The following is a 23,391-nucleotide window of genomic DNA, read 5'->3' as shown; positions in this document are numbered from 1 at the left end:
TCTCCCCTCACTCTTAACCTGCTTTCATTCTATCTGGAAGATTTATACTGAATGTTAATGTACTGTAAAGATTAAATTAAAAAACTTCTAATAAACTATTTATTTCTATAGATTTTTTCTATAGTTAAAATAAAAAAGGCGGGCAATTCATAATGAATCTCTTAAAATTAGAAATTGTAGTGCTTATTAGGAAATATAAAAAACTTACACTTGTTGCAGAAAAACTTGGTGTTAAACAACCTACTATTACATTCCATATAAAAAGCTTAGAAGAGGAACTCGGTGTACCTTTATTTGAATTACGATCCGGGAGATATTTCTTAACGGAGGCTGGTGAGGCATTGCATCATTATGCTTGTAAAATAGATGCACTTATGAAAGAAGCTAGGCGGGTCACGCAAGAGTTTAAAGATTTTCATAAAGGCGCTATAACAATTGGCGCTAGTTATGTACCAGCGACTTATCTTTTACCAGAAATTATTCACCAATTTCAATGCGAATTTCCAAATATAAAAATAACACTCATGGTAAAAACAGCTCCTGAAATTCGAACGATGCTACAAAATCATGAAATTGACCTCGGGGTAATTTCTGCAGCACCGTTTGATGAATCCCTTTTAAAACAGACAAATGTAATGCCTGATACACTTGTTCTTGCTTTCTCCAAAGAACATCATTTTTCAAAAAAAGAAAATGTATCACTACAAGATATCGAAAAGGAACGTATATTATTGCATCGTAATCCATCTACAACGAGAGATTTACTTACAAAATGGACGTTAGCTCATAACATTACGTTCCAATCTGAAATTGAATTAGATTCATTAGAAACGATGAAACAAATTTTAAAATATGGTAATGGCATTGCTTTTATTTCTAAACTCGCTATCGAACAAGAAATACAACGAAATGAACTACGCTACATACCCATCCCTGGATTTGAATTTCAACGTAACATTTATACGATTCATCATGAGGACAGATGGAATTCTAAAATTATTTCTTTTTTACTACATAGCATCACTTCTTATGCCGCAAAAAATTAAAAGGCTGTCGTTATACACGACAGCCTTTCAAACTATAACTCTATTTATTTTTCTTCGCTTCAATTTTTGCTTGCGCCTCTTCAGCCTTATCTAATGCTTCTGAAACTTTCTTCTCTTTTTCTTTCACGTCATCTATACTATCGACCGCTTTAATCAGTTTATCAATTCCCTCTTCTTCTACCTTTCTCCGCTTTGCCACTCTTTCATTTACTTTCTTTTCCACATCTTTTGCTTTTTGAAGCATATTCTCTGCATTTGATGTTACAGCTGTTTCAAGTGCATCGTCTTTTTTCATTTGCAACACTTCATTTGCAATGTCTTTTGCTTCTAAATACTTACCATCTTTTAATGCTGTTGCTCCGTGATCCATTTTCTCGGCCATTTCTTTATATGATTTTGCTTCATTTCCTGACTTTTCTTTTTCCGCTTTTTCAAACCACATCGTTGCATCACTATATTTTTCATCTTTCAACGATTGCATACCTGTTTCTATATATGTGTCATAATTACTACATCCAGCCATTACGACTAACAGAAAAAGCATAACAAAACTTAATTTTTTCATGATGTTTTCTCCTTTTCTTTGCCTGCTCACTATACTGTAACATACATGAAAAAGAGTTTCAAAAACTAAAATACTAATTTGGTCATTTTTATAATGATAAGTCGAATTTTTATTATTTTCTTATTTTTAAGCCGACACACCTACTTGTTTTTTCCCCATATGTTGCTTTACTCCAACTAATACAACTAACAATAAACCTCCGCCTATCGTCATCATAACAATGCTAGTTGGCAACATATCTAATAATAATCCATATACAATCATACCGAGTGGTGCGATTGCAGTAGCAATTGTTTCAAGTAGGCCAAACACACGCCCTAAGTAGCTCGGATCTGTCGTTTTTTGCATATGTACTTGCATCGGAATATTTACAATCATAATTGCTATACCCGTTAACATCATAAAAGCAATATAGTAAATAAAACTTGCCCCTTTTGAAATGGTAACTACCAATGGGAAGACTGTACATAAACTTAAACCCGCAAACAAAAACAGCCCAGTATAAATAGAACGAAACGGATTATTCACTTCTTTACGCACCGATAAAGCAATCGCACCCATTAGCATCCCGACTGCTAACATTCCCTCTACGATACCGAGTTGCTTTGAAGATAAATGCAATGTATGGACGATAATGTATGGAAGTGCAACGGTTAGCCCACACGCAAAAAAGTTTACCCACAATGCTATTTTCATTAAACCATATATTTCATGCTGTCGTTTTACATATGAAAACCCTTCTTTTATACTCGTCAAGAAATCCTCTTTACTCTCAGCCACTTCTTTTTTATATAAATCAAATACAATAAATAATTGCAAAATAACTGCTAAAAAGAACGTAACACTATTTAACAAAAAAAACGACTTAATTGAAAAGAAACCAAATACAACTCCACCAATAATTGGCCCTAAAATATTTGATAAAGAAGCTGCCGTTTGATTTAAAGCACTCGCTTTTTGAATACGCCCCGCATCTACTAAATTAGGAATAGACGAAGTTAATGCAACAGAATAAAAACTTGCACAAATTGATAATAATGCTGCTGAAATATAGATAAAAAGAAGTGAAGGTCCAAATATAGTAGCAAGAATAAACATAATAAGCATCGTTACACTACTTAATAAATCCGTGCCAATGACAAGCCATTTTCGATTCACACGATCAGCTACAGCACCTGCAATCGGACCACAGATCATCCTTGGTAGTGATCCGCAAACGAGCGTAATAGCAAACCCCATCCCTGAACCAGTTGTATTTAATACGTATAACCCCATTGCGAATGTATAAATACCTGCCCCTAATAAAGACGTCATCTTTCCAATCATCATCAAAATAATATTTCTCGTTGCAACTTTCATTCTTGTATCATGTTGTCCTATACTTATATCTCCCATAATGACTTTCTCCCCTTAAAAGTTAAATTGTGTTAAACTTATTATATAATCAACTTTCCAATTTTTACAACAAAAAGTTAAATACAATTTAACTTTTTAATGATAAAGGAGCAATAATATGGCAACTCTCGGCGAAAAAATTAAGGCATTACGAAAAGAAAAAAAACTTACACAAACAGAGCTGGCAGGTTCGGAACTGACAAAAAGTATGCTTAGTCAAATTGAAAACGGAAAAGCTACACCTTCCATGAAAACATTACAATATATTGCTGAAAAACTTGAATGTGAAACGAGCTTTTTATTAGAGGAAGACGATGATGAAATTGTAGAACTCATTACAAAAATGGAGCAACTCATAAAGGAAAATAAATGTGATGAAGTATATGAAACTCTACTACCGATTGTTCAAAAAGAGCTATCTTCTACTATAAATACGGCTCGTTTATATAAACAGTTCCTAACAGGAGCAGCTATTATGAACGATTATAATATTGAATCTTACGTTGAAACCGCTGTTTCTATATTTGAAAAATATACTTTATATCGAGAAAGCACTGAAACGAAACTACTGTTTTACTATATGCTCTACAAACGGAAAAAATATAAAGAATGTTTACAGTTGATTACCAAAATTCGCGATGAATATAAAACGAAGAATTTAGAAATGGATCTTATTACACATATACAATTATATTTAAAAGAAGCAATTATTTTACTCGCATATGGCAATTATGAAAAATGTGAAAAAGTCATTTTAGATGCACTTGCATTTTCAAAAAAACACCAAGTGTATTATAAAACAGATGAATTTTACCGTATTTTATCTTATCAAAAAATCATTACAACTGATAAAGAAAGATATTTATATTACATAAAAAAATCTGAGCAATTTGCCATTTTTACAGAAGATACTTTATCCGCTGCAAATATACATATATTAAAAGCTTATTACTACAATACCGTTACGAATGAATATACAATTGCATTAGAACATTTAGAACAATTCCGAGAAAAACTAAAAGATGTACCAATTTTTCAAGACGATGGACTGTATTATATTGAAAAAGGAAAATCTTTGTATGGCTTAAAACGTTATAAGGACGCTTTGGAAACATTAAAACATGCTACTATACCAGATTATATGAGTCATCCACTTGATCAATCGTGGTTATTAACGGCTGGATCTTATCGTGCTCTTTGCTATATAGAACTTCAAGATAAAACAGCTGCACTCAAAGAAGCAAAAGAAGCAGTTCAAGCGATAGATAGCTATCCTGATTCCATCTTCTCTTCATTTATTAAAGGAACATTACAAACAATACAAAAACTTTAAGAATGTCTCGAAATGGTATATTATTCCTCTTTTTTAGCAAAGATAATAATGATGGGAGGAATATAAATGAATATTCAACGTGCAAAAGAGCTTTCTGTGTCAGCGGAGCAAGCTAATGTCAGTTTTCAAGGCATGCCTGTTACGATTCAACACGTCGACGAAAGCAATGAAACCGCCCGCATATATGAAGTTAAAAACCCAGGACGCGAATTAACAGTTCCAGTTAATAGCTTAGAGGAAATATAAAAAATGCCACTTCGACTTTTGAAGTGGCATTTTTCATCCTTTAGATTACTTATTATAAATTTCTTCTATCTTCTATTTTACATGGGATGAAAAAATAAGAATTTTCTACTTCTTTTCTTTTTGTGACCTGCTAGAATACAAACTATGGATTAATTATTTGTACTATACATTAAGGGGGACAGACAATGAAATCTGATTTAGAAAAAAAGAAACCTTATTATGCAGTTATATTCACTTCTAGTTTATCAAATGATACAACAGATTATAGTACCGTTGCCGAAACAATGGAGGAACTTGCGAAACAGCAACCTGGATTTTTAGGTGTAGAAAGTGCACGAGATAATTCGGGCCTCGGCATTACAATTTCTTATTGGGAATCACTTGAAACAATTGAAAATTGGAAAAAGAACGCCTTACATAAAGAAGCGAAAAAAAGAGGCCGTGAGCAATGGTATGAAAACTTCCACCTGCGTATTTGCCTTGTTGAGAAAGAATTTAAGTTTCATAGAGGTACATTGTAACGATGGAGAAAAAATTAGCTCTCGTTGCTGTTCATGAAATTTATGGTGTGAACGACCATATGCATCACGTTACCCACCACTTCACTTCATCTCATATAGATGTATTCTGTCCTAATCTTCTACAATCGCAACATGCATTTCATTATAGTGATGAAGAAAAAGCATATCAACATTTTGTAAATAATATTGGATTTGATGATGGAAAAGAACAAATTAAAGAATTCATCAATACTCTTTCAAGTAATTATTCACATATTGGACTTATCGGCTTTAGTGTTGGCGCTACCATCTCATGGCTATGCAGTAACAATCCGAAAATAGATTTTATTATCGGATGTTACGGTTCCCGTATACGTGACTATATTCATATAAAACCTACATGCGCTACCTTACTTATTTTCCCTGAAAAAGAAGTTAGTTTTTCAGTATCCTCTTTCATTCAAACATTGCAGCAACAAAAAAATCCTTTATTAGAAATAAAACAACTACACGGTGAACATGGTTTTTTAAATCCGTACACTGAAAAATATAGAGCGAACTCTACAAAGCAGGCATACAATGTAATAGATGCATTTCTTGCAAAAACAATCTTATAAAGGAAATCCAAATAACGCTTACATTACTCTTACTTCTTTTCATATTCATTGCCTTTTTCGCAGCACTAACTATCATTTTTATAACTGTAAAAAAAGGGGAGTTTTTCAAACACCCCCACTTACAATCTATTATCGTTTGCATTTTATTTTTTACAAATTGGATCTTATATTCAACAACTTTTTATACGTTACCTCCCGAGAAAGTTAGCGAATTCATATTCTTGCCCATTTGGTTTTTTCTTTGTATTTTAGGATGTATCGTTTTCTGGCGCGAATGGAGAAATAATCGTGTGTTCTCCATATGTATCTGTTTTCTTTCCGTTATTAGTTTTCTATTTGGGTTATTGTTGTTAGTTCTTTCGGGGATGTAATAGAAAAAGGAAGAAAAGCCAACTTTCAACTTTTCTTCCTTCTATGTTTACCTTTAGCTTTCACTGTCACTGATTCACAAGGTGTATAATATATTTGAGGTGTCGCCTTATCAACAAACATCATAAACGTAATGAAGCCGATAATAAAGAAAATAAACAACGTTAACAAAATTGCTCCTATCGTTAAAAGTATCATAACACCACCCCTATATCTTTCATGTTATTACACCTTTCGCTATTATATGAGCGTAATCCTTTTTAGAAAAAGAAACGTAACAAAATAATCACAATCACTCCCGTTAATACTGTACCTAATAAACTACGAGTATATATTGCAACAAGAAATGTTGGGATTGCTGCGATAAGGTAATCCCACTGCATCGTCTCATGCATAAATAATACTTGTGCTAAAAGTGCTGCTAATATCGCAATGGGTATGTAATTTAACCATTTTAAACCCCATTCTGGAATTTGTAGTTTACTAAATACGAGTAGAGGTAAAATACGTGGCACGAGTGTGACAGCTCCTGCTGCTAGTAAAAGTAATAGTACGTCCAATCTCATTTCCATTTTTCAATCACAACTCCAATCGTCGCAGCTAATAATGTTGCGATAATAACCGCTATACTATCTGGCATAAATAAGTGTGAAACGTATGCGATCATAATCGCTACAATTGCAACAGTAAGATGAATTGCTAGTTTCGGTTTACTACTTATGAGCTGAAGAACAAATAATCCGATAAACATTGCTGGTAATGCATAATCCATCCCGTATGTATGCGGATCTGGTATCCACTCACCAAACAGCCCGCCAATAATAGTAGCAAGTATCCAATTTAAATACGCTGTTACATTAAGCCCGATCATCCATCTTTCACCTAAATATCCTTTTTGCGCTGCCTGCTGCACTGCAACACCGAAAGTTTCATCTGTAATTTGCGAACCGATGATTAAGTTTTTAAATAGAGGAATTTTCATAAAATACGGAGCAAGGGCAGCACTCATTAGAAGGTGGCGTAAATTAACAAAAAAGACGGTGAAAATGATTGCTGAAGCAGGAGCACCGGCTGCATACATACCAGCTAATATAAATTGGGCAGAACCTGCATAAATTAAAGTGGACATAAACGCAATTTCAATGATGGAAAAACCTGCTGTTTTTGCAATTACACCAGCTGCTATACCGATGCTCAAATAACCAAATACAGTCGGCAAACAATCTTTTACTCCTTGCTGAAATGTATCATCGCTTTGCAAAGCTACATGTGCTTGAGCTTTACTCATTCGTATCTTCCTCCATTCCTTCCATCGTTCGTTTTCCTGTTACGACATGAACTAAATCTATATTTTTACGCCATAACGTATCTAACTTATCCGCTCCAAACTCCTTCGTAATTTCCTCAACCATAATATCGTGCCGCACATACTCTGTAGCAACGAGAACTAAAGCTGGGTCATACGTTGTAACGGCCCATGAAGTGCTATCATTTGAGAAGTTCGCAATTAATACTTCCTCTCCATCACGAGCAATAACAGTTAAATGACCACCCATTCTCTTTTCAACAACGTGGGGCGTCATATAATTATGGTGAAACGTCGCGCCTATTTTTGTGTTTGGAGCGCCAAATAAGATTGAAAATATATGTACACCTTCCTCTTCCTTTTGACGAATATATGGCTCAATTTCATGCACTTGATCTTCCCATACCGAAATCCATAACTCGTCCTTTGCCCTATTAATTATATTGCATATTTCTTTTACAACACGATCATTGGAGCGAATATGCGAAATTACATCTATTTGTCTCTCTTGTTCTAAACAATTTAATTTCCGGTCTAAAAATTCAAAGGACTTTTCAAAATCTTTTCGCATTCGATACATTAGCTCCGTAGCTGGTACTGGTACATATTTCACTGGTTCAGTAGGAACGATATGCACTGCTCCTTTATCCATCAATTTACCGAGCACTTCATAAATCATCGAACGAGGTACTCCTGTCTGTTTACTCACTTCATACCCAGTTACTGGGGAATGTTTTAATAATCCAATATACGCTTTACATTCGTACTGGGAAAAACCTAACTTTTGTAATTCCTTTATTATTTCATCCAACGGCAATCCCTCACATTCTATATAACTCTCATCTCAAAACGATACATATATATTAGTAGTTATTAGTATACCTACTAATATAAAAAAACAGAACTGTAAAGTCAATTGATAATTCTGAAATTTAACTCAAAAATAAAAAGCCTTTCATCAAAAGGCTTTTTCTACATACTATTTCACTTATTTTAGTTGCAACGTATTTGATAGATTCTCCTGCAAATGCTCCCGTAAAGTAGAGCCTGTATACTCTTCCCTAAATACACCGGCCTTCACAAATAAAGGAATAACTTCACTAAAGAATAGATCTAGTGACTTTGGCGGTCCTCCTGGAATAGCAATAAATCCATCTAACGCTCCGGCCTCAAACCTATCCATAATTTGTTTCGCAACGTCTTGCGCTGTACCAACCGCAACCCAATGAGCCGAGCCAACAACTTCTGGTCGTTCTAGTATTTGTTCAACAGTTGGTTCATTTTTAATAATGTAGTTGCGTAATAATTCAGCGTGTGTTTTACTGCGAACAGTTTGATCACGGCTTGGCAACATCTCTTCCGTAATCTTACTTTCTAGCGGAATCCCTCTCGCATTTAGTCCGAGAACCATTTCGAGTAACGAGTATCTCTTATCTTTTGTGAGGTGTTGATGAGCTTGCCTATGCATTTCTAACGCTTCTTCATATGTATCACCTATAAAGAAATATAACCCAGGCAATACACGTATATCATCTTGCTTTCGGCCATGCTGTTCTGCTCTTCTTCTTAAATCTTGACGCAATTCCATTCCTGACTCTAAATCCGGCGTTGCAGCAAAAATTGCATCCGCAACAGAAGCAGCAAAATTCCGGCCTGACTCTGAAGCACCCGCTTGAAATAATGGCATTTCCCCTGAAATGTGCTGCGGAATATTAAGTGGACCTTTCACCTTAAAGTATTCACCATTATGCTCAATAGGCTTTACCATCTCTCTAATCACATCAGGGTTATCTACTTTCAATACTTCATTAGGGTGACTCCCCCAAAGTTTTCTTACTAACGCTGTACATTCTGCCGCTTTCGCGTATCGTTCCTCAGATGATGGCATACCTTCCTCACCAAAGTTTTCAGCGCCGTCAATGGATGTAACAATATTCCACCCTACTCGGCCGTTACTAATCCAGTGTAAAGATTGTAATTGCCTCGCTAATATATATGGTGGATAAAACGACGTTGAAGCAGTCGTAACGACTCCAATTTTTTCTGTTGCATAAGCAATAGCAGTAAACAATAACGTCGGATCTAAAATGACATTTCCCTTATTACGAGCAATTAAATCTGGGTGCGCCACTAAATAATCTGCCTTAAAAACAAAATCTAACTTAGCCTTTTCTGCCTGTAGTGCTAACTCTACTTGTTCATCAATTCCCGAATCAAATATACAATCTTCTTTCTTTCTAGAAATTAAACATAATCCAATGCAAAGTTGTTTCTTTGTAGACATACACACCATCCCCTTATTTTTAATTCACTTAGTTAAACAATTATTACTGCCATGATGAGATTCCATTCTTATGAAAATAGATAAAATGATATTGATAATCATTATCATTTTATGATGTAACTGTAATAAAAGCAATAATAAAAAAAAAGACTTCCGCTATGGGAAGTCTCTTATCTCAATATTTCATTCGCTTCTTTTTCATAAATTTTATCAAATGAAGTCATAACACGTTGTGACGCTGAAATCATTTTTTGATCAGTCATAAGATCAGCCATTTCTTTCGTCATATCTACATTTGAATTTTCTAGCATATGATTTTTTACAGTCCCTGCTCCGTTCGGTAAATCAGCAATGTTTCCTTCTGCTAGTGTAAAGCTTTTGTTCTCTCTTTGTACGAGACGATTATTCGCTTCTGCACCTACTGTTTTTGTTTGCAGGCGAGCAATATCATTTTGTGTCACTGCATCATATAACGTACCGTCTGCTTGTACAGCTACTTTTGCTCCTTCTGGAATACGAATACGTTCATTATTCTCTCCCATTACGAAAGCGCCTGAAGTTGTTTGTAAATAACGATCACTATTTAATGTAAAACTACCGTCTCTCGTTAAAAACGTTTCATTATTTTTAGATGTAACGAAAAACGAAGCTGTGCCAGCAGTTCCATCATCTAAAAAGAAATCTGTATCACTATTTGTCATTTGTATATTTCCTTGTACTAAGTTCACATGCGTTGCAGCTGGTACTACAGCGTAATCGACCGAACCGATATTTGTCACAGCCCCATCTCCGCGGCGATATGTGTCTTGTACATCAAATACTTTAGAAGTCATATTTTCTGCTTTAAATCCTGTCGTTTGAGCATTTGCAACGTTATTCGAATGAACATTAATGCGCTGCATGTAATTCATCATACCCATAGAACCTATATAAAGACCGTTCATAATCGTTTGAATAAGGCAGTTGCCTTATTCTTCACCTCTCTTCTATGATGTTTGCAACATTTGTTTCGCTAAATGTTCAGCTGTAGCGATATGTATATGTTGCTTCACGTCTTGTCCGTCTGTCATTAATACAATTGGAGCTGATGATACTGCTGGAATTTTCAATAATTCACCACTACTTGCTGTTTCATCAAATTTCGTAAATACGATACCGTCAATATGAATATCTTTAAAATTCGTAATGATTTCAATCATATCTTTACTTTTCATCGAAGCTGATAACGTTAAGCAAATATAATCTGGCTCTACTTGTCCCATCGTTTCAATCATTTCTTCTACTGTTTCTGACGCACGATAATTTTTTCCGGCGGTATCAATTAAAATATAATCGACGCGCGCTTCTTCTTTAAAATACGTAAGCGCTCTTGTCATTGCAGCTTCATCACGTACAGCGATTACTTCAAATCCAATTGTCTTGACGTAATCTTGCAGTTGCTGTACTGTTCCAATGCGCGAATGATCTGTCGTAATAAAACCGACCGTTTTGTTCTTATCGTGAAACTGCCATGCCATTTTCGCAAGTGTCGTCGTTTTTCCAACTCCAGTTGGACCGATTAATGCAATTGTTTGCACTTCTTTTTCAAAAACGTTTTCCGTGTTGAAATGAGATCTCATATCTTCCAATATGTATCCGATCACTTCTTCTTCTGTAATCATCGTCGCATTCTCAAACTTTACTTTTAACTTTTCAGCATATGCATGAATGAAGTATTGCTCTACATCGTTTTGTTCTAGCATCCGAATTACCTTTTGAATAATAAACGGTACAGATTCTTGCTTTTCTTTTTTTACAACAATTTCTTCTTTCTTGACCGGAACGACTTTTTTCACAGCTTTTTGCTTTTTCGCTACTTTCGTTTCTTCCGTCTGTTTCACAACGACGATACCTTTTTCAAACAGCTTTAATAGTTTCTCTTTCTTTCTTGTCCATTCTTCACTATTTCCTGTTTGCATCGCCGCATATGACATAGAAGTCGTCACGTTTTCTAAATTGTGCAGTACCGATTGAATTCCGTTCGCCTTCACAATTTGTTCTGAAGGATCATTTACAACATCCATTAATTGTTCGTGAAATTGAGCTGTGGCTTCATTCACTTCTTCCTGTTTATCCTCTGGAAAAGCAACTAACATTTCATAATTCTTTTTCCAAAAAAACGGGATGTTTCGTTTTACACTTTCATCGACAACGTAATAATAATCTGTACCATATTGGTCAAATAACTTTCGATACAATTCATTTTTCGAAGCTGCTTTTATTCGCATTAACGCTTCTTTCTTTTCTGTACTTTCCATTACTTCACCCCCTACTATTCAATATAGGCAATTTGATCTACAACAATTTCCGGTGCTAATTCGCTAATACAAAGTACTTGCGCTTCTACTTGATAACGCTCAAGAAGTCTTACAATCGCAAATCTGAAATCTTTTCTACGCGTTAATAATACTGGTTCTCTTCCCATTAAACGAGCTTGTTTAAAGACACGCTGTACTTGTTCAACAACACGTGTTTCTAGATCTAAATCCCAGTTTAATAAGTAACCTTGGTATGAATTATTTACAACATCCGCATCTAACTCGATTGAATCTGAGAAGAGCGCCGCATATATTTTACCGTCAGGATTTTTCGCATTTTCACAAATAACTTTTGAAATACATTCACGGACGAATGACGTTACACCGTCGACATGATTTTGATAAATTTCTTTTCCGTCAATAATACCTTCAATAATGGTTGGTAAATCACGAATAGAAATTCCTTCTTTTAGAAGTTGTTTAATAACATTTTGAACGAGTGATAAGTCAATTTCTTTCTTCTTAATCTCTTCTAATAAAACGCCGTTATCATTTTCAAGCGAGTTAATTAAGTCTTTTACATGTTGACGCTGAATTAACTCATGAAGATTACGTCTAACAACAACATCTAAATGTGTAATTAATATGCTAAGTGGCTCTAATACTTGATAGCCTTTCATTTGTGCATCTTGTACCATATGCTCTAAAATCCAATATCCATCTTCACCGAAAATTGGATCTTTCGCTGGTTCTGCATCTAAATCTGCCATTACATTCGGTGTTTTCAGTGCTAATAAATAACCTGATTTTAAAACACCTTCAGCTGCCTTCGCACCTTTAATACGAATAATGTAACGTCCGCGTGGTCTAAAACTCGTATTATCTTTAAAGTTAATGCCAGGAACGTTAATACCAAGATCGGTAATAATCGACTTCCTCATAAGAACAACTTTATCACGAGCTGTTTCCCCGTTAATCTTCTGCTTTACAAGGGCTGCTAAATCTAAACCGAGCTCTACTATAATTGGATATTTATCTGTAAATACTCCGAATGAATCTTCCACTTGTTGCAGCTGCTCATCTTCGCCTTGAATCATTTCTAATTCTTTTTGAAGCTCGTCTTCTTTTTCTTTCTTTATTCGGTTTTTATTGCGAATTCCTAAGAAGATAATTGTTCCACCAACGAGTGCGAATGGTAGAAATGGTAGTGGCGTGAAAATACCCATCGCAATAAATAAACCACCAAGCGCATATACAACGACTTCATGTGCTAATAACTCTTTAAAGATACCTTCTGTTACTGTATCCGCTGAGCCATCAAATACACGCGTTACGATAATACCTGTTGAAATCGCAAGCATTAACGAACCGATTTGGTTTACGATTCCGTCACCGACAGTTAGCTGTGTATAGTGAATCGCTGCTTCAGCAAAACTCATTCCTTGCTGCATTATGCCGACAATTAAACCGAAAATAATGTTTACGAATAAAATGACGATCCCGAAAATAACGTCCCCTTTAATGAACTTCCCGGCACCATCCATCGCCCCGTAAAACTCTGTTTCCATATTTAATTTTTTTCGTTTTGCCTGTGCATCTTTTTCAGTAATAATACGCTGGTTTAAATCCGCATCGATTGACATTTGTTTCCCGGGTAAAGAATCAAGTGTAAAACGAGCTGCAACTTCAGCAGTACGAGACGCACCGTTTGCAACAATAAACTGGAATATGATTAATACTATGAAAATAACGATACCAATTAATAAGTTCCCGCCAATTACAAACTGACCGAACTCTTCAATAACATGCCCCGCATTTCCGTCTGTCAAAATCGCTCGCGTCGTCGATACGTTAATCGATACGCGGAAAATCCCGATTAATAACAGCATCGTCGGAAATGACTTTAATTCATCCCACTCGTTAATACTTGTTGCTCGCATATAAATAAGCACTGACATACTTAGTAAAAAAACGATAACGATATCAAGTATAAATGGTGGAAGTGGAATTAAGAGCGCCACTACGAATGACGCTGCTAAAAAGATAGAAAAATAGGTTCTTGCAGAATCTATCTTAAACACAAGAGATCTCCTCCAACCGCGCTATTATACTTCAAGTTCATTCGTTTGAATTAAATAGCGCATAACTTCAATTACAGCTACGTATAAATCTTCTGGAATCGTCTCATCTTCCTCGACTTGATAATATAAAGAACGAGCAAGCGGACGGTTTTCCACCATTGGTATTTCTTGTTCGCGGGCAAGCGTTCGTATATATAATGCGAGCTCATCTTCCCCTTTTGCAACGACAATTGGTGCTGCATCAACCTGTTTATTGTATCGAAGTACGACCGAAATATGAGTCGGGTTGTTTACAATAAACGTTGCACCATCCATCTTCTTCGCAATTGTTCCTTGCAGGATCGCATGCATAAAGTTTTTTCGTTTCCCCTTTACTTGCGGGTCCCCTTCATTATCTTTATGCTCTTGTTTTACTTCTTCTTTTTTCATCTTAATATCTTGTTCGTACTCCCATTTTTGATAAATAAAATCAATAATAGAAAGAACGATTAATATAATTAAAATAGCTAAAAAGATAAATTTAATTTGCCTAATAATTTCAGTAAGTGACGCAGTCCAGTTAAATCCAATCATACTAACGATTTTCTCTAAATTCTTTTTAAAGAGAACGTACGCAACGTAACCGATTAATCCCATATAAAATAGTGATTTCAAAATATCTACTAAACTTTTACGACTAAACAATCTCGTAAAATAGTTTTTTGGGTTAATACGCGACGCTTTCGGCTTAATGACTTTAGAAGAAAATAAGAAACCGACTTGAATCATATAATTAAATAAATGAAAAGCATATACGAGTATTAATATTGGTGCTGATACTTTTAGTAATAAAATACCCATTAAATAAAAATACTCGGTCGAATCTGTATTTTTTCCAATTTGATCAAACAGCACCGCTACAGAATTGGCAATCTCGTAACCAAGCCAATCTCCAAAAAAATAAACGACAACCGCTAATACAAGTATGGAAAATAAATTATTTAAATCTTTACTCCGGGCAATATTCCCTTCTTCACGCGATTTTTTACGCTTCTGCGGGGTGGCCTTTTCTGTTTTATTATCCTTTGCCATGCGCGTCCCCCTACTTCGTTAAGAAAAAGTTAAATAGTTTCGTATATTCCTCAAGCAATACATCTGTCATATTTTTAAACACATAACCGAGCATCGGTACACTCATCGCAATAAACAAAATACCACATGTAATTTTAATGACATACGCATTCATAAAAACGTTTAATTGCGGAGCGTTTTTTGCGATTAAAATAAGAACAAAGTTAATGATGAATAAACTTCCCATAAGCGGAAGAGCAATTTCAACCGCTGATGTAATCGCAAATAATAGCGTTGCGAGTAGACTATCTAAAAAACTAGTCGTCAGCAATTTTGAAATCGCCTCTGTATATTGAAACGACTTTAAAATCGTGGCAACGAAATAATTAATGCCGCCAAGTGAAATAAAAATAATGAGAAAAAATATATCAAAAATGGTTGATAGTAAAGTAGACTGTGATCCTGCATTTACATCAAACAAACTTGCCTGTGATAAACCGATATCAAAGTCTAAAATATGCCCGGCCATTTTGGGAATATTCCACAGCATTTCTACAATTTTTGAAAGCGATAATCCAATTACAATTTGCGTTCCTGCATAAGCTGCAACGTCCCAAACTGTCTTGATATGAGAGACATCAACTTGATCGGCAACTGTAATCGAAAGGGCAAGTCCTACTGTAACCTTCGCCATCGCTGGAATCGATCGACCTGAGAAAAACGGTAAAAAATATAAAAATGAAGTAATGCGGCAAAACGCAAAAAACGTCGCCGCCCATAATTCCATATTCATTTCAGTTCACCTATCTTAGTACGAACGCAATAGCGATGGGATTTTATCAAATAAATCTAAAATAAGCGTCGTTAACTCTTGAAACATCCACGGACCTAAAATGATAATAACGAGTACAATACTCGCCATTTTCGGTAAAAACGTCAGCGTTTGCTCTTGAATTTGCATCATCGCCATAATGACAGCGATAATAATAACGACAATCATACTTACGCCGGCAACCGGCATTAAAATCATAACCCCTTTGTAAAAAAAGGTTTGAAAAATATCTATAATTGGTGACGTATTCATTTATATGACTCCTATCACATAGCATCAAACGCTTCAGGCGACCGTTTTAAACATAATGTCGACGATTTTTGTATATCCACCTAAATATACGAAAACGAGTATTTTAAATGGTAAACTTAAAATCATCGGCGGTACCATCATCATCCCGAGGTACATTAAAAGTGTACTAATAATCAAATCTATAAATACAAACGCTAAATAAATGAACATCCCCGTTAATAATCCCTTTTGAATTTGCGTTAACGTAAAGGATGGTACGAGCGTAAATAAGGAAAGATCTTTCAAATCTTTCGGCAACTCTTCTCCGCGCACTTTCAGCATCATTTTTAAATCATGCTTATACGTATGCTTTGACATATACTCTTTCATAATCGGAGCTGTCGTCTCCGCAGCTTGACTTACTGTTATTTTCTCTTTCGTCATCGGATCCCACACATCGCTCTTTAGTTGTCCAAGTACAGGCTGCATCGTAAAGAGTGATAAAAATAATGCAAGTCCAACAAGTACTTGGTTCGGTGGTAAATTCATTACCCCAAGTCCTTGACGTGTAATCCCAAGAACGATCATAAAATAAGTAAAATGTGTAAATAATAGAACGATAGAAGAAGATAATGATAAAAGGGTAACGAGCGCAAATAATTGTACACTTGAATTACTCGTAAACTCTTTTCCATTTTCGAAATTAATAAAACCGTTCGGGGCCGCATACGCTGGATTTACAAAAATAATTGAAAAAACGATAGAAAATACGAAAATAACGGCTAATAATGATAACTGTTTCTTTATTCTCATGATGGATCCTCTACTTTTTTCGTTTCACTCTTCACCGCGTCTTCTAGCGCTTGTTGAAACTGATTTCCTGTTCCTGTTAATTGCACAGATTGTACACCGTTATTACTAATAACAGTGAACACTTGCTTGCCGTCTACTTCAAATAAAAAGGCACTCGTTTGATGATTTAAATACACGCCGTCCTTCACTTGAATATGGCCATTTTCACCTTGTTTAAAAAACTGCTGCTTGCGCGTCTTTTTCGTCATATAATATGCACCGTAGCCGAGCGCACCAAACAGTAAAACGACTTGAAATAAGGTCGTCATATACGACATATGACTCCTCCTCTACTCTTTATCTTGCATTTGACTTTGCGCTTTCATAAGCGCAGCTTGCTTCTTATCGGCTTCAATTTCAGAAATGATAATACCGAACTTCTCGTCCATTACGATCGCTTCACCGATGCCGACTTTCATATTACTTAAATACACATCTACTTTATGTCCTAAGTTTTTCTCTACTTCCAGAACATCGCCCACTTTTAACTGTTTCACATCACCAAGCGTAATAGATGACTTCCCAAGCTTTACACCAAGTTCAATCGAAATGTCTGAAACAGTATCAATATGTGCTTTACCTGCTTCATTTCGCTTCCCTGCAAAATCTTCTAATCCCATTAATGACACAGGAGATACTTCATGCTTCATATGGATCCTCCTACTCTACAAAACTTTTAAATAAGAGCGCCTTACGCGTTCCATCTTTTCCAATAAAACAATTAAATTTATGCTTTCCATCTACATAACCAAGTAATTCATCCGAAACTTTCGTATGAAGCGGAATAATATCGCCTTCTTCAATTTGTTCAATCTCACCCATCGTCATCTTTTGCTCGCCAATTGCAACGTGAACAGGTTTGTACACTTGATTTACTTTCACTTCCACTTCAGACGTATACTTTTTACGTTTATCTGAAGAATGTTCAACAATATTTTCAGACGTTAACTTATCCATAATTTCTTCAACAGATAAGAACGGAATTCCGATGCGCACCGTCGTATCCCAAAACTCTGTTTTCATATTTACATTCAGTAATGAAATAATATCACTCGCCGTCGTAATCTTTAATGCATTCGGGTCTGTCTCCGTCGTTACAAATTTTGGTTCAATCGCCACAACACTTTCAAATGATTGCTCTAAATTTTTGCAAAGGAGCATAAAAATATTATCAAGCGTTAAAAACTCAAATGCGGTAAGTGGTCTGCGCATCGTAAAGTTACGCTTACTATCTCCGCCAAGCCAGCATTCATGAATGTAAATAACGAACGCTAAATCAATCTCAATAACAATTTCTCCAAGCTCTGGAAGACCAAGGTCAATAACGCAATATAAATAATAATCTTTTGGCATTTTCTCCACATACTCACTCGTAAATGGAACTTGCTCAACCGTTGAAGGTTCTAACTCAATCGGAATACGCATACGTGCTGCCAACGTCTGTGACGTCTGTTTTCCAAACGTAGAAGCAATTGCTTGCAAGCTACGTAAATGCTCAACACCGAACTTCTCCGGTCTATTAAAATCATACTCTTGAAATTTCTCTTGCTTCCCTGCTTCTTGTGCGAAAGCTGGCATTTCCTCGCCTTCATTTACCGCCTTCAGCAGGGCATCAATTTGCTCTTGGCTTAATTTTTCGCCACTCATGACAATCCCCTTCCCTACCTTTTCAATTCAACGATTTCAACGTACATCTTTCCATTCTTCGTCAAAATCTTTCCGGTTCCAATCTCTTCATTCTCAAGCATAAGACGCACCGTATTTTTCGTTGAATTTTCAAGACGATACAATGTACCTTTCGTAATATGAAGCAAATCTTCAATTTTCTTTTTCGTATTTCCGATTTCAAAATAAATTGTTAACGGAATATCATCTTGTAATTTCAAATCTAGCCAACTCCCATATCATGTTCACGAAAATTTCATGTTCTCTCTATATATGAAATTTCTTATTTTGAAACGTCGATATTTAATATTTTTTTAATATATCCTTGCGTTTCTTTAAATGGTGGTACGCCTCCGTACTTTCTCACATTACCAGGGCCAGCATTATAAGAAGCAAGTGCCAATACTAAGTCGCCGTTATTTTTCTTTAAATAACCGCTTAACTCTTTCACACCGCCCTCAATACTTTCAGCTGGTGAAAATGGATTTTTTATACCCATCTCTTTCACATTCGCTGGCATAAGCTGCATAAGACCCATCGCACCTGCATGTGACACCGTTTTCGGATTAAAATTAGACTCTACTTCAATCATTTTTTGAATTAACGTTTTCGGAATTCCGTATGTACGGCTAGCGCGATCAATAATATCCTCATACTTCCCCTCATTGGAAGAACGTATTTTTTGAATATTATACTTCTTCGTTAATCCCCACGTATCAGCAGCCTCATTTTTCGTTTCTGGGAAACGTCGTTCAAACTCTTTTTGTGCGACTTGCACTTCATCTACGTTCTTCGTTTCAGCCTTTTCTTCAGGCTTACTCGCTTCCTCTACTTTATTAATAGATTGTTCCGTTTTATTTACGACCGTTTCTATTTTCGTAGATTGTATCGGCTGACTCATATCCTCTACATTTACCGGCTGCGCAGTATCCTTCGTCTCCTTCGCAGGTTCACTCTGCAACTTCTCTTGAAAACGACTACTAACGAATGCTTGTGGACTACTTAACTTTTGCTGAATTTGTCCTTTCTTATATGCAAGCACTTCTTTTACTATATTTCCAACTAACATAATATCACCTTTTCGGTAAACAAAGATAATCTAATATTAGAGTTTTTTTTTAAAGTTTGCAATAATCCTTTTAATAATATTGTAATAAAAAAATGAATATATTGTTAAACTGTTATTTTTTTATATTTATTAATTCGAATTTTTAGTTGACACCCGCTATGACAGGGATTACAATAAATCTCGAAATTGATTTTTTCGCATATTACCGTTTTTCAATTTGCAGAAAAGTCAATATAAAAAAATGGGGGTTCTTAACATGAGAATTAATACAAACATTAACAGCATGCGTACTCAAGAGTATATGCGCCAAAACCAAGACAAAATGAATAATGCAATGAATCGTTTATCAAGTGGTAAACGTATTAACAGTGCAGCCGATGATGCAGCTGGTTTAGCTATCGCAACTCGTATGCGTGCAAAAGAAAGTGGCTTAAATGTTGCTGCTCGTAATACACAAGATGGTATGTCATTAATCCGTACAGCAGATTCAGCTTTAGACTCTGTATCTAACATCTTACTTCGTATGCGTGATCTTGCGAATCAATCTGCAACTGGTTCTAACAACAAAGGAAACCAAGCATCTTTACAAAAAGAATTTGCTGAATTACAAGATCAAATTGATTACATCGCGACTAATACTCAATTTAATGATCAATCTTTATTAAAAGATGATAAAGAAGTTGCTATTCAAACAATCGATTCATCTGATGCAGGTACACAATTAAAAATTCAATTAAAAAATTCTTCATTAGAGGGATTATCACTTCAAAAAGACACTGTAAAAATTGGGGAAGATACAATTGCGGATGCTGATGATGCTGCACAGGCATCTGACGCTTCAAGTGCAACTGAGGCAATTAAGGCTATTGATAACGCCTTAAGAACAGTTGCTGAAAATCGTGCTACTCTTGGTGCAACATTAAACCGTTTTGACTTCAATGTTAATAACTTAAAGAGCCAAGAATCTACTATGGCATCTTCAGCTTCTCAAATCGAAGACGCTGACATGGCAAAAGAAATGTCTGAAATGACTAAGTTTAAAATCTTGAACGAAGCTGGTATCAGCATGCTTTCTCAAGCAAACCAAACTCCACAAATGGTAAGTAAATTATTACAATAATCCATTTGATTTCTACTAAAATACATCTCTCCTTACTGAGAGATGTATTTTTTACAATGTTTAAAAAGATGTACTCCTACGTTCTGGTATACATTCAATTATTACAAAGGCTCTACCATCATATAAAGGTAAAATTCATATATCTCAACAATCAATTATATCGAACAAACTCCCAGATAGTTCTTCTACAAAAATAGATAATACACAAAAAAAGAAACCATACTTTACAATCTACTAGTCGCGCTAACAAAAGTGTCTGATTTCCCCATAAATTCTCTTAATAAAACACCTTTTAATCAAACAACTCACTTACTTATAACAAACTCGATCCTACAACAAGCCCTATTATTCTCTTCATTAATTAAGGCTCCCACGACTAAAGTCTCAAGCCAAACCCTTACGTATTTACTGATTTACGGGTGGGATTCTTGAATAACTAAACGTTCGCAGTCCATTTCTGTTTTGGACAACCTTCAAGATGAGAGCATCTTATTGCCCCCTAAACCAGACCATATAAGTGCTTAGGCTGATTTTGGCTGTTACCATCAATCACAGTTGCGTAGCGAATATTCATTGTCTCAACGATATCACGATGTGTCTCAAACCCACGTTGACACTTGTACTTTTTCTCGTGCTTTCCCTTGCTTCAACTATTTCAGATACAGGCATATTCATGAGTTTGATATACTCACGGCTACTTTGTTCCAATAAGCTAATTTTTTCTTTTGTGGGAAGCAATTTCACTTTAACTGTTATGGTCTGTGACATACATTTCTAGCAATAGAAATAAAGTAGGCACACACCCATAAACCTTGCAAGTACATAAGATGAGGAGATTCCTCTCTCAAACGTTTCGATGGCACTTCTTTTATTTTTGACATTGTATCAGCAGGACTAAGTGTTGGCAGTGTATTTAAAAACAAGTGAACGTGGTCTTTAACACATTCTATTGCAATAATAATATCAAGTTCTTTACATATCTCTTCAACCAACACTTTGAAACATTCTTCTACTTTTGCATTTTAAAAAATCTTTCTTCTGTATCGTGGACAAATTACAAAATGATTATAGTTACAGTGCACCAGTTATTTTCGAAAAATCACAAAAAATACTCGAAGAAACTACCAATACTTTGGATACTTAAAGCACCACAAACCTTACGATTTTTAGTGATACTCCGTATCCAACCTCACTTTCATCCCATTTCTAAAGGCGATGGGCTTTCTCATTCGGAAAGGGCTGTAAAAAGGTAACCTCTTTAGTAAAAAGTACTCTTAAAATCACAACAAAGACTGAGGCTAGTAAAGCAATTACAAAAATAAATATTGCATTCCAAGAAATGCAACATCACCATACTAAAATGAATGTAATGATACAACGGCTTCAATTACATATTAGACACTCAAATACTCAAAACATATCCTTGTATTCTTTTTCACCTATAGATAGGTCTTATAAAGCCAAAAACTTTAGTGATTTTGTGAAATATAAATTATTATCATAAACAACAATAAGCAAATTTCGTCCCACAAACAGTTATAACATTACCAAAAATTTTCAAAAATTATATAACAATTAAAAAGGTATATTGTTTTTCATATAATGACCAATATGCCTTCTTAAACCAAATTCCCTTACTATTTTTTCATTCATCTAGTCATTTTATATTCCATTAACCTTCTCCTATCTCACTTCTCTTTTAAGCACTTCTTTATCAAAGTGTATATATTTATAATCTCTATCTACCTAAAAATATAAATTACATGATCTAGAGTAACCAATAAAAAAATTAAATTACAAGTATGATTTAATAGAAATAATAATCTATGCCTAAATTTAAAACATCTTTATATATAAAAAAGAAATAACATTAGGAAACCTAAAATATTTGCTTTCAGATACGCCTATGTTCTTCTCCATTATTCTTAATCATTCAGTTTCTTATTCTTTATAAAATCTCTCAAAGAAAATTAAAAAGCACCAGGTATTTTCTTTTCAGAAATGTCCCGATGCTTTTTTATCAATAATTATAAAAATTATTTATTCATTTACTCCGCAATATAATCTTTTGCTGTGCGTGCACTTTCTAGCTTATTATTCTTTGTGACAGTAACATAAACTTTTCCTGCCTGTTCCCCTAGTTGTTTGATTTTTACATTTACTGCTGTCTTTTTATCTCCTACAGTATTTGTGCCTAGTTTTTTCCCTTCTGTTAATGCGTCATAAACATTTACAACATCACCTGTAGCTAACCCTGTTACTCTTACAATATCATCTTCACCATCATTGTTTAGCACAACAATATTGTTTGCTTTTAGAGCTTCTGATACTTCTGTTGCGTATTTTACTGCTGTTCGGCTACTTTCATCTTTGTTTGGTTTTGTCACAGTTACGTACACTGTTCCACCTGTTGACTCTAATAAGTCTTTCACTTTAATTGTTGCTTCTTTTCCACCGTCAGCTACTGCTTCTGATGTTGCTTTTACTTCTCCATCTTTCGCTACATTGTATACTTTTACAATGTCACCTTCTG

The 23,391-nt window shown here is 35.1% G+C and carries 26 protein-coding genes and 3 pseudogenes; 7 read left to right on the top strand and 22 right to left on the bottom strand.

The features are described 5' to 3' along the window. Window positions 1-152 precede the first annotated feature (152 nt). Entirely contained in the window at window positions 153-1,046 is an 894-nt protein-coding gene (locus ILS93_RS16790; protein ID WP_098111814.1) for a LysR family transcriptional regulator, read from the top strand. A 40-nt stretch (window positions 1,047-1,086) separates the two neighbouring features. Here the strand turns inward: ILS93_RS16790 and ILS93_RS16785 are convergent, their stop codons facing one another. Next, window positions 1,087-1,611 carry a COG3014 family protein gene (locus ILS93_RS16785; RefSeq protein WP_000736432.1) on the bottom strand — a complete coding sequence of 175 codons (525 nt, stop codon included), beginning with the start codon at window positions 1,609-1,611 and terminating at the stop codon, window positions 1,087-1,089. Between the two features lie 126 nt (window positions 1,612-1,737). Next, window positions 1,738-3,006, bottom strand: a complete 1,269-nt coding sequence (locus ILS93_RS16780; RefSeq protein WP_222660940.1) for an MFS transporter — start codon at window positions 3,004-3,006, stop codon at window positions 1,738-1,740. A 118-nt stretch (window positions 3,007-3,124) separates the two neighbouring features. Between ILS93_RS16780 and ILS93_RS16775 the strand changes: the two genes are divergently transcribed. From ILS93_RS16775 to ILS93_RS16755, 5 genes are all read left to right on the top strand, one after another. Further along, window positions 3,125-4,339, top strand: a complete 1,215-nt coding sequence (locus ILS93_RS16775) for a helix-turn-helix domain-containing protein (RefSeq protein ID WP_222660938.1) — start codon at window positions 3,125-3,127, stop codon at window positions 4,337-4,339. Between the two features lie 66 nt (window positions 4,340-4,405). Then, window positions 4,406-4,585 carry an H-type small acid-soluble spore protein gene (locus tag ILS93_RS16770; RefSeq protein WP_001025744.1) on the top strand — a complete coding sequence of 60 codons (180 nt, stop codon included), beginning with the start codon at window positions 4,406-4,408 and terminating at the stop codon, window positions 4,583-4,585. 185 nt (window positions 4,586-4,770) lie between these two features. Continuing rightward, entirely contained in the window at window positions 4,771-5,106 is a 336-nt protein-coding gene (locus tag ILS93_RS16765; protein WP_222660936.1) for an antibiotic biosynthesis monooxygenase family protein, read from the top strand. 2 nt (window positions 5,107-5,108) lie between these two features. After that, on the top strand, window positions 5,109-5,702 hold the full coding sequence (locus tag ILS93_RS16760; RefSeq protein WP_103655421.1) for a dienelactone hydrolase family protein: 594 nt from the start codon (window positions 5,109-5,111) through the stop codon (window positions 5,700-5,702). 11 nt (window positions 5,703-5,713) lie between these two features. Beyond that, window positions 5,714-6,073 carry a hypothetical protein gene (locus tag ILS93_RS16755; protein ID WP_098111819.1) on the top strand — a complete coding sequence of 120 codons (360 nt, stop codon included), beginning with the start codon at window positions 5,714-5,716 and terminating at the stop codon, window positions 6,071-6,073. 25 nt (window positions 6,074-6,098) lie between these two features. Here ILS93_RS16755 and ILS93_RS16750 read toward each other — a convergent pair whose 3' ends face one another. From ILS93_RS16750 to ILS93_RS16670, 17 genes are all read right to left on the bottom strand, one after another. Further along, window positions 6,099-6,269: a DUF3951 domain-containing protein gene (locus tag ILS93_RS16750; RefSeq protein WP_064476524.1), complete on the bottom strand. Its 171-nt coding sequence runs from the start codon at window positions 6,267-6,269 to the stop codon at window positions 6,099-6,101. Window positions 6,270-6,331: 62 nt separating this feature from the next. Beyond that, window positions 6,332-6,643: an AzlD domain-containing protein gene (locus ILS93_RS16745; protein WP_087986303.1), complete on the bottom strand. Its 312-nt coding sequence runs from the start codon at window positions 6,641-6,643 to the stop codon at window positions 6,332-6,334. Continuing rightward, complete coding sequence (locus ILS93_RS16740) at window positions 6,634-7,359, bottom strand: AzlC family ABC transporter permease (protein ID WP_088048461.1); 726 nt, start codon at window positions 7,357-7,359, stop codon at window positions 6,634-6,636. Before ILS93_RS16740 ends, ILS93_RS16745 begins: the two co-directional genes overlap by 10 nt. Next, window positions 7,352-8,188: a TrmB family transcriptional regulator gene (locus ILS93_RS16735; RefSeq protein WP_222660934.1), complete on the bottom strand. Its 837-nt coding sequence runs from the start codon at window positions 8,186-8,188 to the stop codon at window positions 7,352-7,354. The genes ILS93_RS16740 and ILS93_RS16735 overlap by 8 nt, the downstream gene beginning before the upstream one ends. A 177-nt stretch (window positions 8,189-8,365) precedes the next feature. Then, window positions 8,366-9,661, bottom strand: a complete 1,296-nt coding sequence (locus ILS93_RS16730; RefSeq protein WP_088048459.1) for an NtaA/DmoA family FMN-dependent monooxygenase — start codon at window positions 9,659-9,661, stop codon at window positions 8,366-8,368. Window positions 9,662-9,831: 170 nt separating this feature from the next. Beyond that, entirely contained in the window at window positions 9,832-10,605 is a 774-nt protein-coding gene (locus ILS93_RS16725; RefSeq protein WP_098537403.1) for a flagellar basal-body rod protein FlgG, read from the bottom strand. Window positions 10,606-10,647: 42 nt separating this feature from the next. Then, the gene (flhF, locus tag ILS93_RS16720; RefSeq protein WP_222660932.1) at window positions 10,648-11,958 is read right to left on the bottom strand and encodes a flagellar biosynthesis GTPase FlhF; all 1,311 of its coding nucleotides are present in this window, start codon (window positions 11,956-11,958) and stop codon (window positions 10,648-10,650) included. Between the two features lie 14 nt (window positions 11,959-11,972). Then, on the bottom strand, window positions 11,973-14,039 hold the full coding sequence (gene flhA / locus ILS93_RS16715) for a flagellar biosynthesis protein FlhA (protein WP_097817754.1): 2,067 nt from the start codon (window positions 14,037-14,039) through the stop codon (window positions 11,973-11,975). Window positions 14,040-14,063: 24 nt separating this feature from the next. Next, window positions 14,064-15,110, bottom strand: coding sequence for a flagellar type III secretion system protein FlhB (gene flhB / locus ILS93_RS16710; protein WP_001040116.1), 1,047 nt, complete (start codon window positions 15,108-15,110; stop codon window positions 14,064-14,066). 10 nt (window positions 15,111-15,120) lie between these two features. Further along, the gene (locus ILS93_RS16705; protein WP_001055718.1) at window positions 15,121-15,882 is read right to left on the bottom strand and encodes a flagellar biosynthetic protein FliR; all 762 of its coding nucleotides are present in this window, start codon (window positions 15,880-15,882) and stop codon (window positions 15,121-15,123) included. A gap of 15 nt (window positions 15,883-15,897) precedes the next feature. Next, on the bottom strand, window positions 15,898-16,173 hold the full coding sequence (locus ILS93_RS16700; RefSeq protein WP_001098085.1) for a flagellar biosynthetic protein FliQ: 276 nt from the start codon (window positions 16,171-16,173) through the stop codon (window positions 15,898-15,900). 33 nt (window positions 16,174-16,206) lie between these two features. Further along, window positions 16,207-16,965 carry a flagellar type III secretion system pore protein FliP gene (locus tag ILS93_RS16695; RefSeq protein ID WP_001220582.1) on the bottom strand — a complete coding sequence of 253 codons (759 nt, stop codon included), beginning with the start codon at window positions 16,963-16,965 and terminating at the stop codon, window positions 16,207-16,209. Then, window positions 16,962-17,282, bottom strand: a complete 321-nt coding sequence (locus ILS93_RS16690) for a hypothetical protein (protein ID WP_000121176.1) — start codon at window positions 17,280-17,282, stop codon at window positions 16,962-16,964. The genes ILS93_RS16695 and ILS93_RS16690 overlap by 4 nt, the downstream gene beginning before the upstream one ends. 12 nt (window positions 17,283-17,294) lie before the next feature. Next, window positions 17,295-17,654 (bottom strand): flagellar motor switch protein FliN, encoded by a 360-nt coding sequence (gene fliN / locus ILS93_RS16685; protein ID WP_000680010.1) that lies wholly within the window; start codon window positions 17,652-17,654, stop codon window positions 17,295-17,297. Between the two features lie 10 nt (window positions 17,655-17,664). Beyond that, on the bottom strand, window positions 17,665-18,651 hold the full coding sequence (gene fliM, locus ILS93_RS16680) for a flagellar motor switch protein FliM (RefSeq protein WP_222660929.1): 987 nt from the start codon (window positions 18,649-18,651) through the stop codon (window positions 17,665-17,667). Window positions 18,652-18,665: 14 nt separating this feature from the next. Next, entirely contained in the window at window positions 18,666-18,890 is a 225-nt protein-coding gene (locus tag ILS93_RS16675; RefSeq protein WP_000775712.1) for a flagellar motor switch protein FliN, read from the bottom strand. 62 nt (window positions 18,891-18,952) lie between these two features. Then, a complete protein-coding gene (locus ILS93_RS16670; protein WP_222660926.1) occupies window positions 18,953-19,738 on the bottom strand; it encodes a lytic transglycosylase domain-containing protein in 786 nt (261 codons plus the stop codon). A gap of 256 nt (window positions 19,739-19,994) precedes the next feature. Between ILS93_RS16670 and ILS93_RS16665 the strand changes: the two genes are divergently transcribed. Then, complete coding sequence (locus ILS93_RS16665; protein WP_222660924.1) at window positions 19,995-20,858, top strand: flagellin N-terminal helical domain-containing protein; 864 nt, start codon at window positions 19,995-19,997, stop codon at window positions 20,856-20,858. Between the two features lie 618 nt (window positions 20,859-21,476). Here ILS93_RS16665 and ILS93_RS16660 read toward each other — a convergent pair. The 3 pseudogenes from ILS93_RS16660 to ILS93_RS16650 form a co-directional block, all read right to left on the bottom strand. After that, window positions 21,477-21,626, bottom strand: a pseudogene (locus ILS93_RS16660) (RNA-guided endonuclease TnpB family protein); the annotation flags it as partial. Continuing rightward, window positions 21,611-21,943: pseudogene (tnpA, locus tag ILS93_RS16655) on the bottom strand (IS200/IS605 family transposase). The pseudogenes ILS93_RS16660 and tnpA, both read right to left, overlap by 16 nt. 963 nt (window positions 21,944-22,906) lie before the next feature. Then, a pseudogene (locus tag ILS93_RS16650) lies at window positions 22,907-23,391 on the bottom strand (hypothetical protein); the annotation flags it as partial.

Origin of the sequence: Bacillus sp. 16GRE42 (assembly GCF_019837435.1) — a bacterium.
Classification (GTDB): Bacteria; Bacillota; Bacilli; order Bacillales; family Bacillaceae_G; genus Bacillus_A; species Bacillus_A wiedmannii.
This window is presented reverse-complemented; position numbering and strand designations above follow the sequence as displayed.

Bases quoted from the DNA above. Each gene is read 5' to 3' on its own strand.
- ILS93_RS16770 (WP_001025744.1), top strand. From the start codon at position 4,406: ATGAATATTCAACGTGCAAAAGAGCTTTCTGTGTCAGCGGAGCAAGCT.
- ILS93_RS16665 (WP_222660924.1), top strand. From the start codon at position 19,995: ATGAGAATTAATACAAACATTAACAGCATGCGTACTCAAGAGTATATG.
- fliM (WP_222660929.1), bottom strand. From the start codon at position 18,651: ATGAGTGGCGAAAAATTAAGCCAAGAGCAAATTGATGCCCTGCTGAAG.
- ILS93_RS16690 (WP_000121176.1), bottom strand. From the start codon at position 17,282: ATGTCGTATATGACGACCTTATTTCAAGTCGTTTTACTGTTTGGTGCG.
- fliN (WP_000680010.1), bottom strand. From the start codon at position 17,654: ATGAAGCATGAAGTATCTCCTGTGTCATTAATGGGATTAGAAGATTTT.
- ILS93_RS16765 (WP_222660936.1), top strand. From the start codon at position 4,771: ATGAAATCTGATTTAGAAAAAAAGAAACCTTATTATGCAGTTATATTC.
- ILS93_RS16775 (WP_222660938.1), top strand. From the start codon at position 3,125: ATGGCAACTCTCGGCGAAAAAATTAAGGCATTACGAAAAGAAAAAAAA.
- ILS93_RS16750 (WP_064476524.1), bottom strand. From the start codon at position 6,269: ATGATACTTTTAACGATAGGAGCAATTTTGTTAACGTTGTTTATTTTC.
- ILS93_RS16740 (WP_088048461.1), bottom strand. From the start codon at position 7,359: ATGAGTAAAGCTCAAGCACATGTAGCTTTGCAAAGCGATGATACATTT.
- ILS93_RS16790 (WP_098111814.1), top strand. From the start codon at position 153: ATGAATCTCTTAAAATTAGAAATTGTAGTGCTTATTAGGAAATATAAA.
- ILS93_RS16785 (WP_000736432.1), bottom strand. From the start codon at position 1,611: ATGAAAAAATTAAGTTTTGTTATGCTTTTTCTGTTAGTCGTAATGGCT.
- ILS93_RS16745 (WP_087986303.1), bottom strand. From the start codon at position 6,643: ATGGAAATGAGATTGGACGTACTATTACTTTTACTAGCAGCAGGAGCT.
- ILS93_RS16670 (WP_222660926.1), bottom strand. From the start codon at position 19,738: ATGTTAGTTGGAAATATAGTAAAAGAAGTGCTTGCATATAAGAAAGGA.
- ILS93_RS16780 (WP_222660940.1), bottom strand. From the start codon at position 3,006: ATGGGAGATATAAGTATAGGACAACATGATACAAGAATGAAAGTTGCA.
- flhF (WP_222660932.1), bottom strand. From the start codon at position 11,958: ATGGAAAGTACAGAAAAGAAAGAAGCGTTAATGCGAATAAAAGCAGCT.
- ILS93_RS16760 (WP_103655421.1), top strand. From the start codon at position 5,109: ATGGAGAAAAAATTAGCTCTCGTTGCTGTTCATGAAATTTATGGTGTG.
- ILS93_RS16700 (WP_001098085.1), bottom strand. From the start codon at position 16,173: ATGAATACGTCACCAATTATAGATATTTTTCAAACCTTTTTTTACAAA.
- ILS93_RS16730 (WP_088048459.1), bottom strand. From the start codon at position 9,661: ATGTCTACAAAGAAACAACTTTGCATTGGATTATGTTTAATTTCTAGA.
- ILS93_RS16695 (WP_001220582.1), bottom strand. From the start codon at position 16,965: ATGAGAATAAAGAAACAGTTATCATTATTAGCCGTTATTTTCGTATTT.
- ILS93_RS16705 (WP_001055718.1), bottom strand. From the start codon at position 15,882: ATGAATATGGAATTATGGGCGGCGACGTTTTTTGCGTTTTGCCGCATT.
- flhB (WP_001040116.1), bottom strand. From the start codon at position 15,110: ATGGCAAAGGATAATAAAACAGAAAAGGCCACCCCGCAGAAGCGTAAA.
- ILS93_RS16725 (WP_098537403.1), bottom strand. From the start codon at position 10,605: ATGAACGGTCTTTATATAGGTTCTATGGGTATGATGAATTACATGCAG.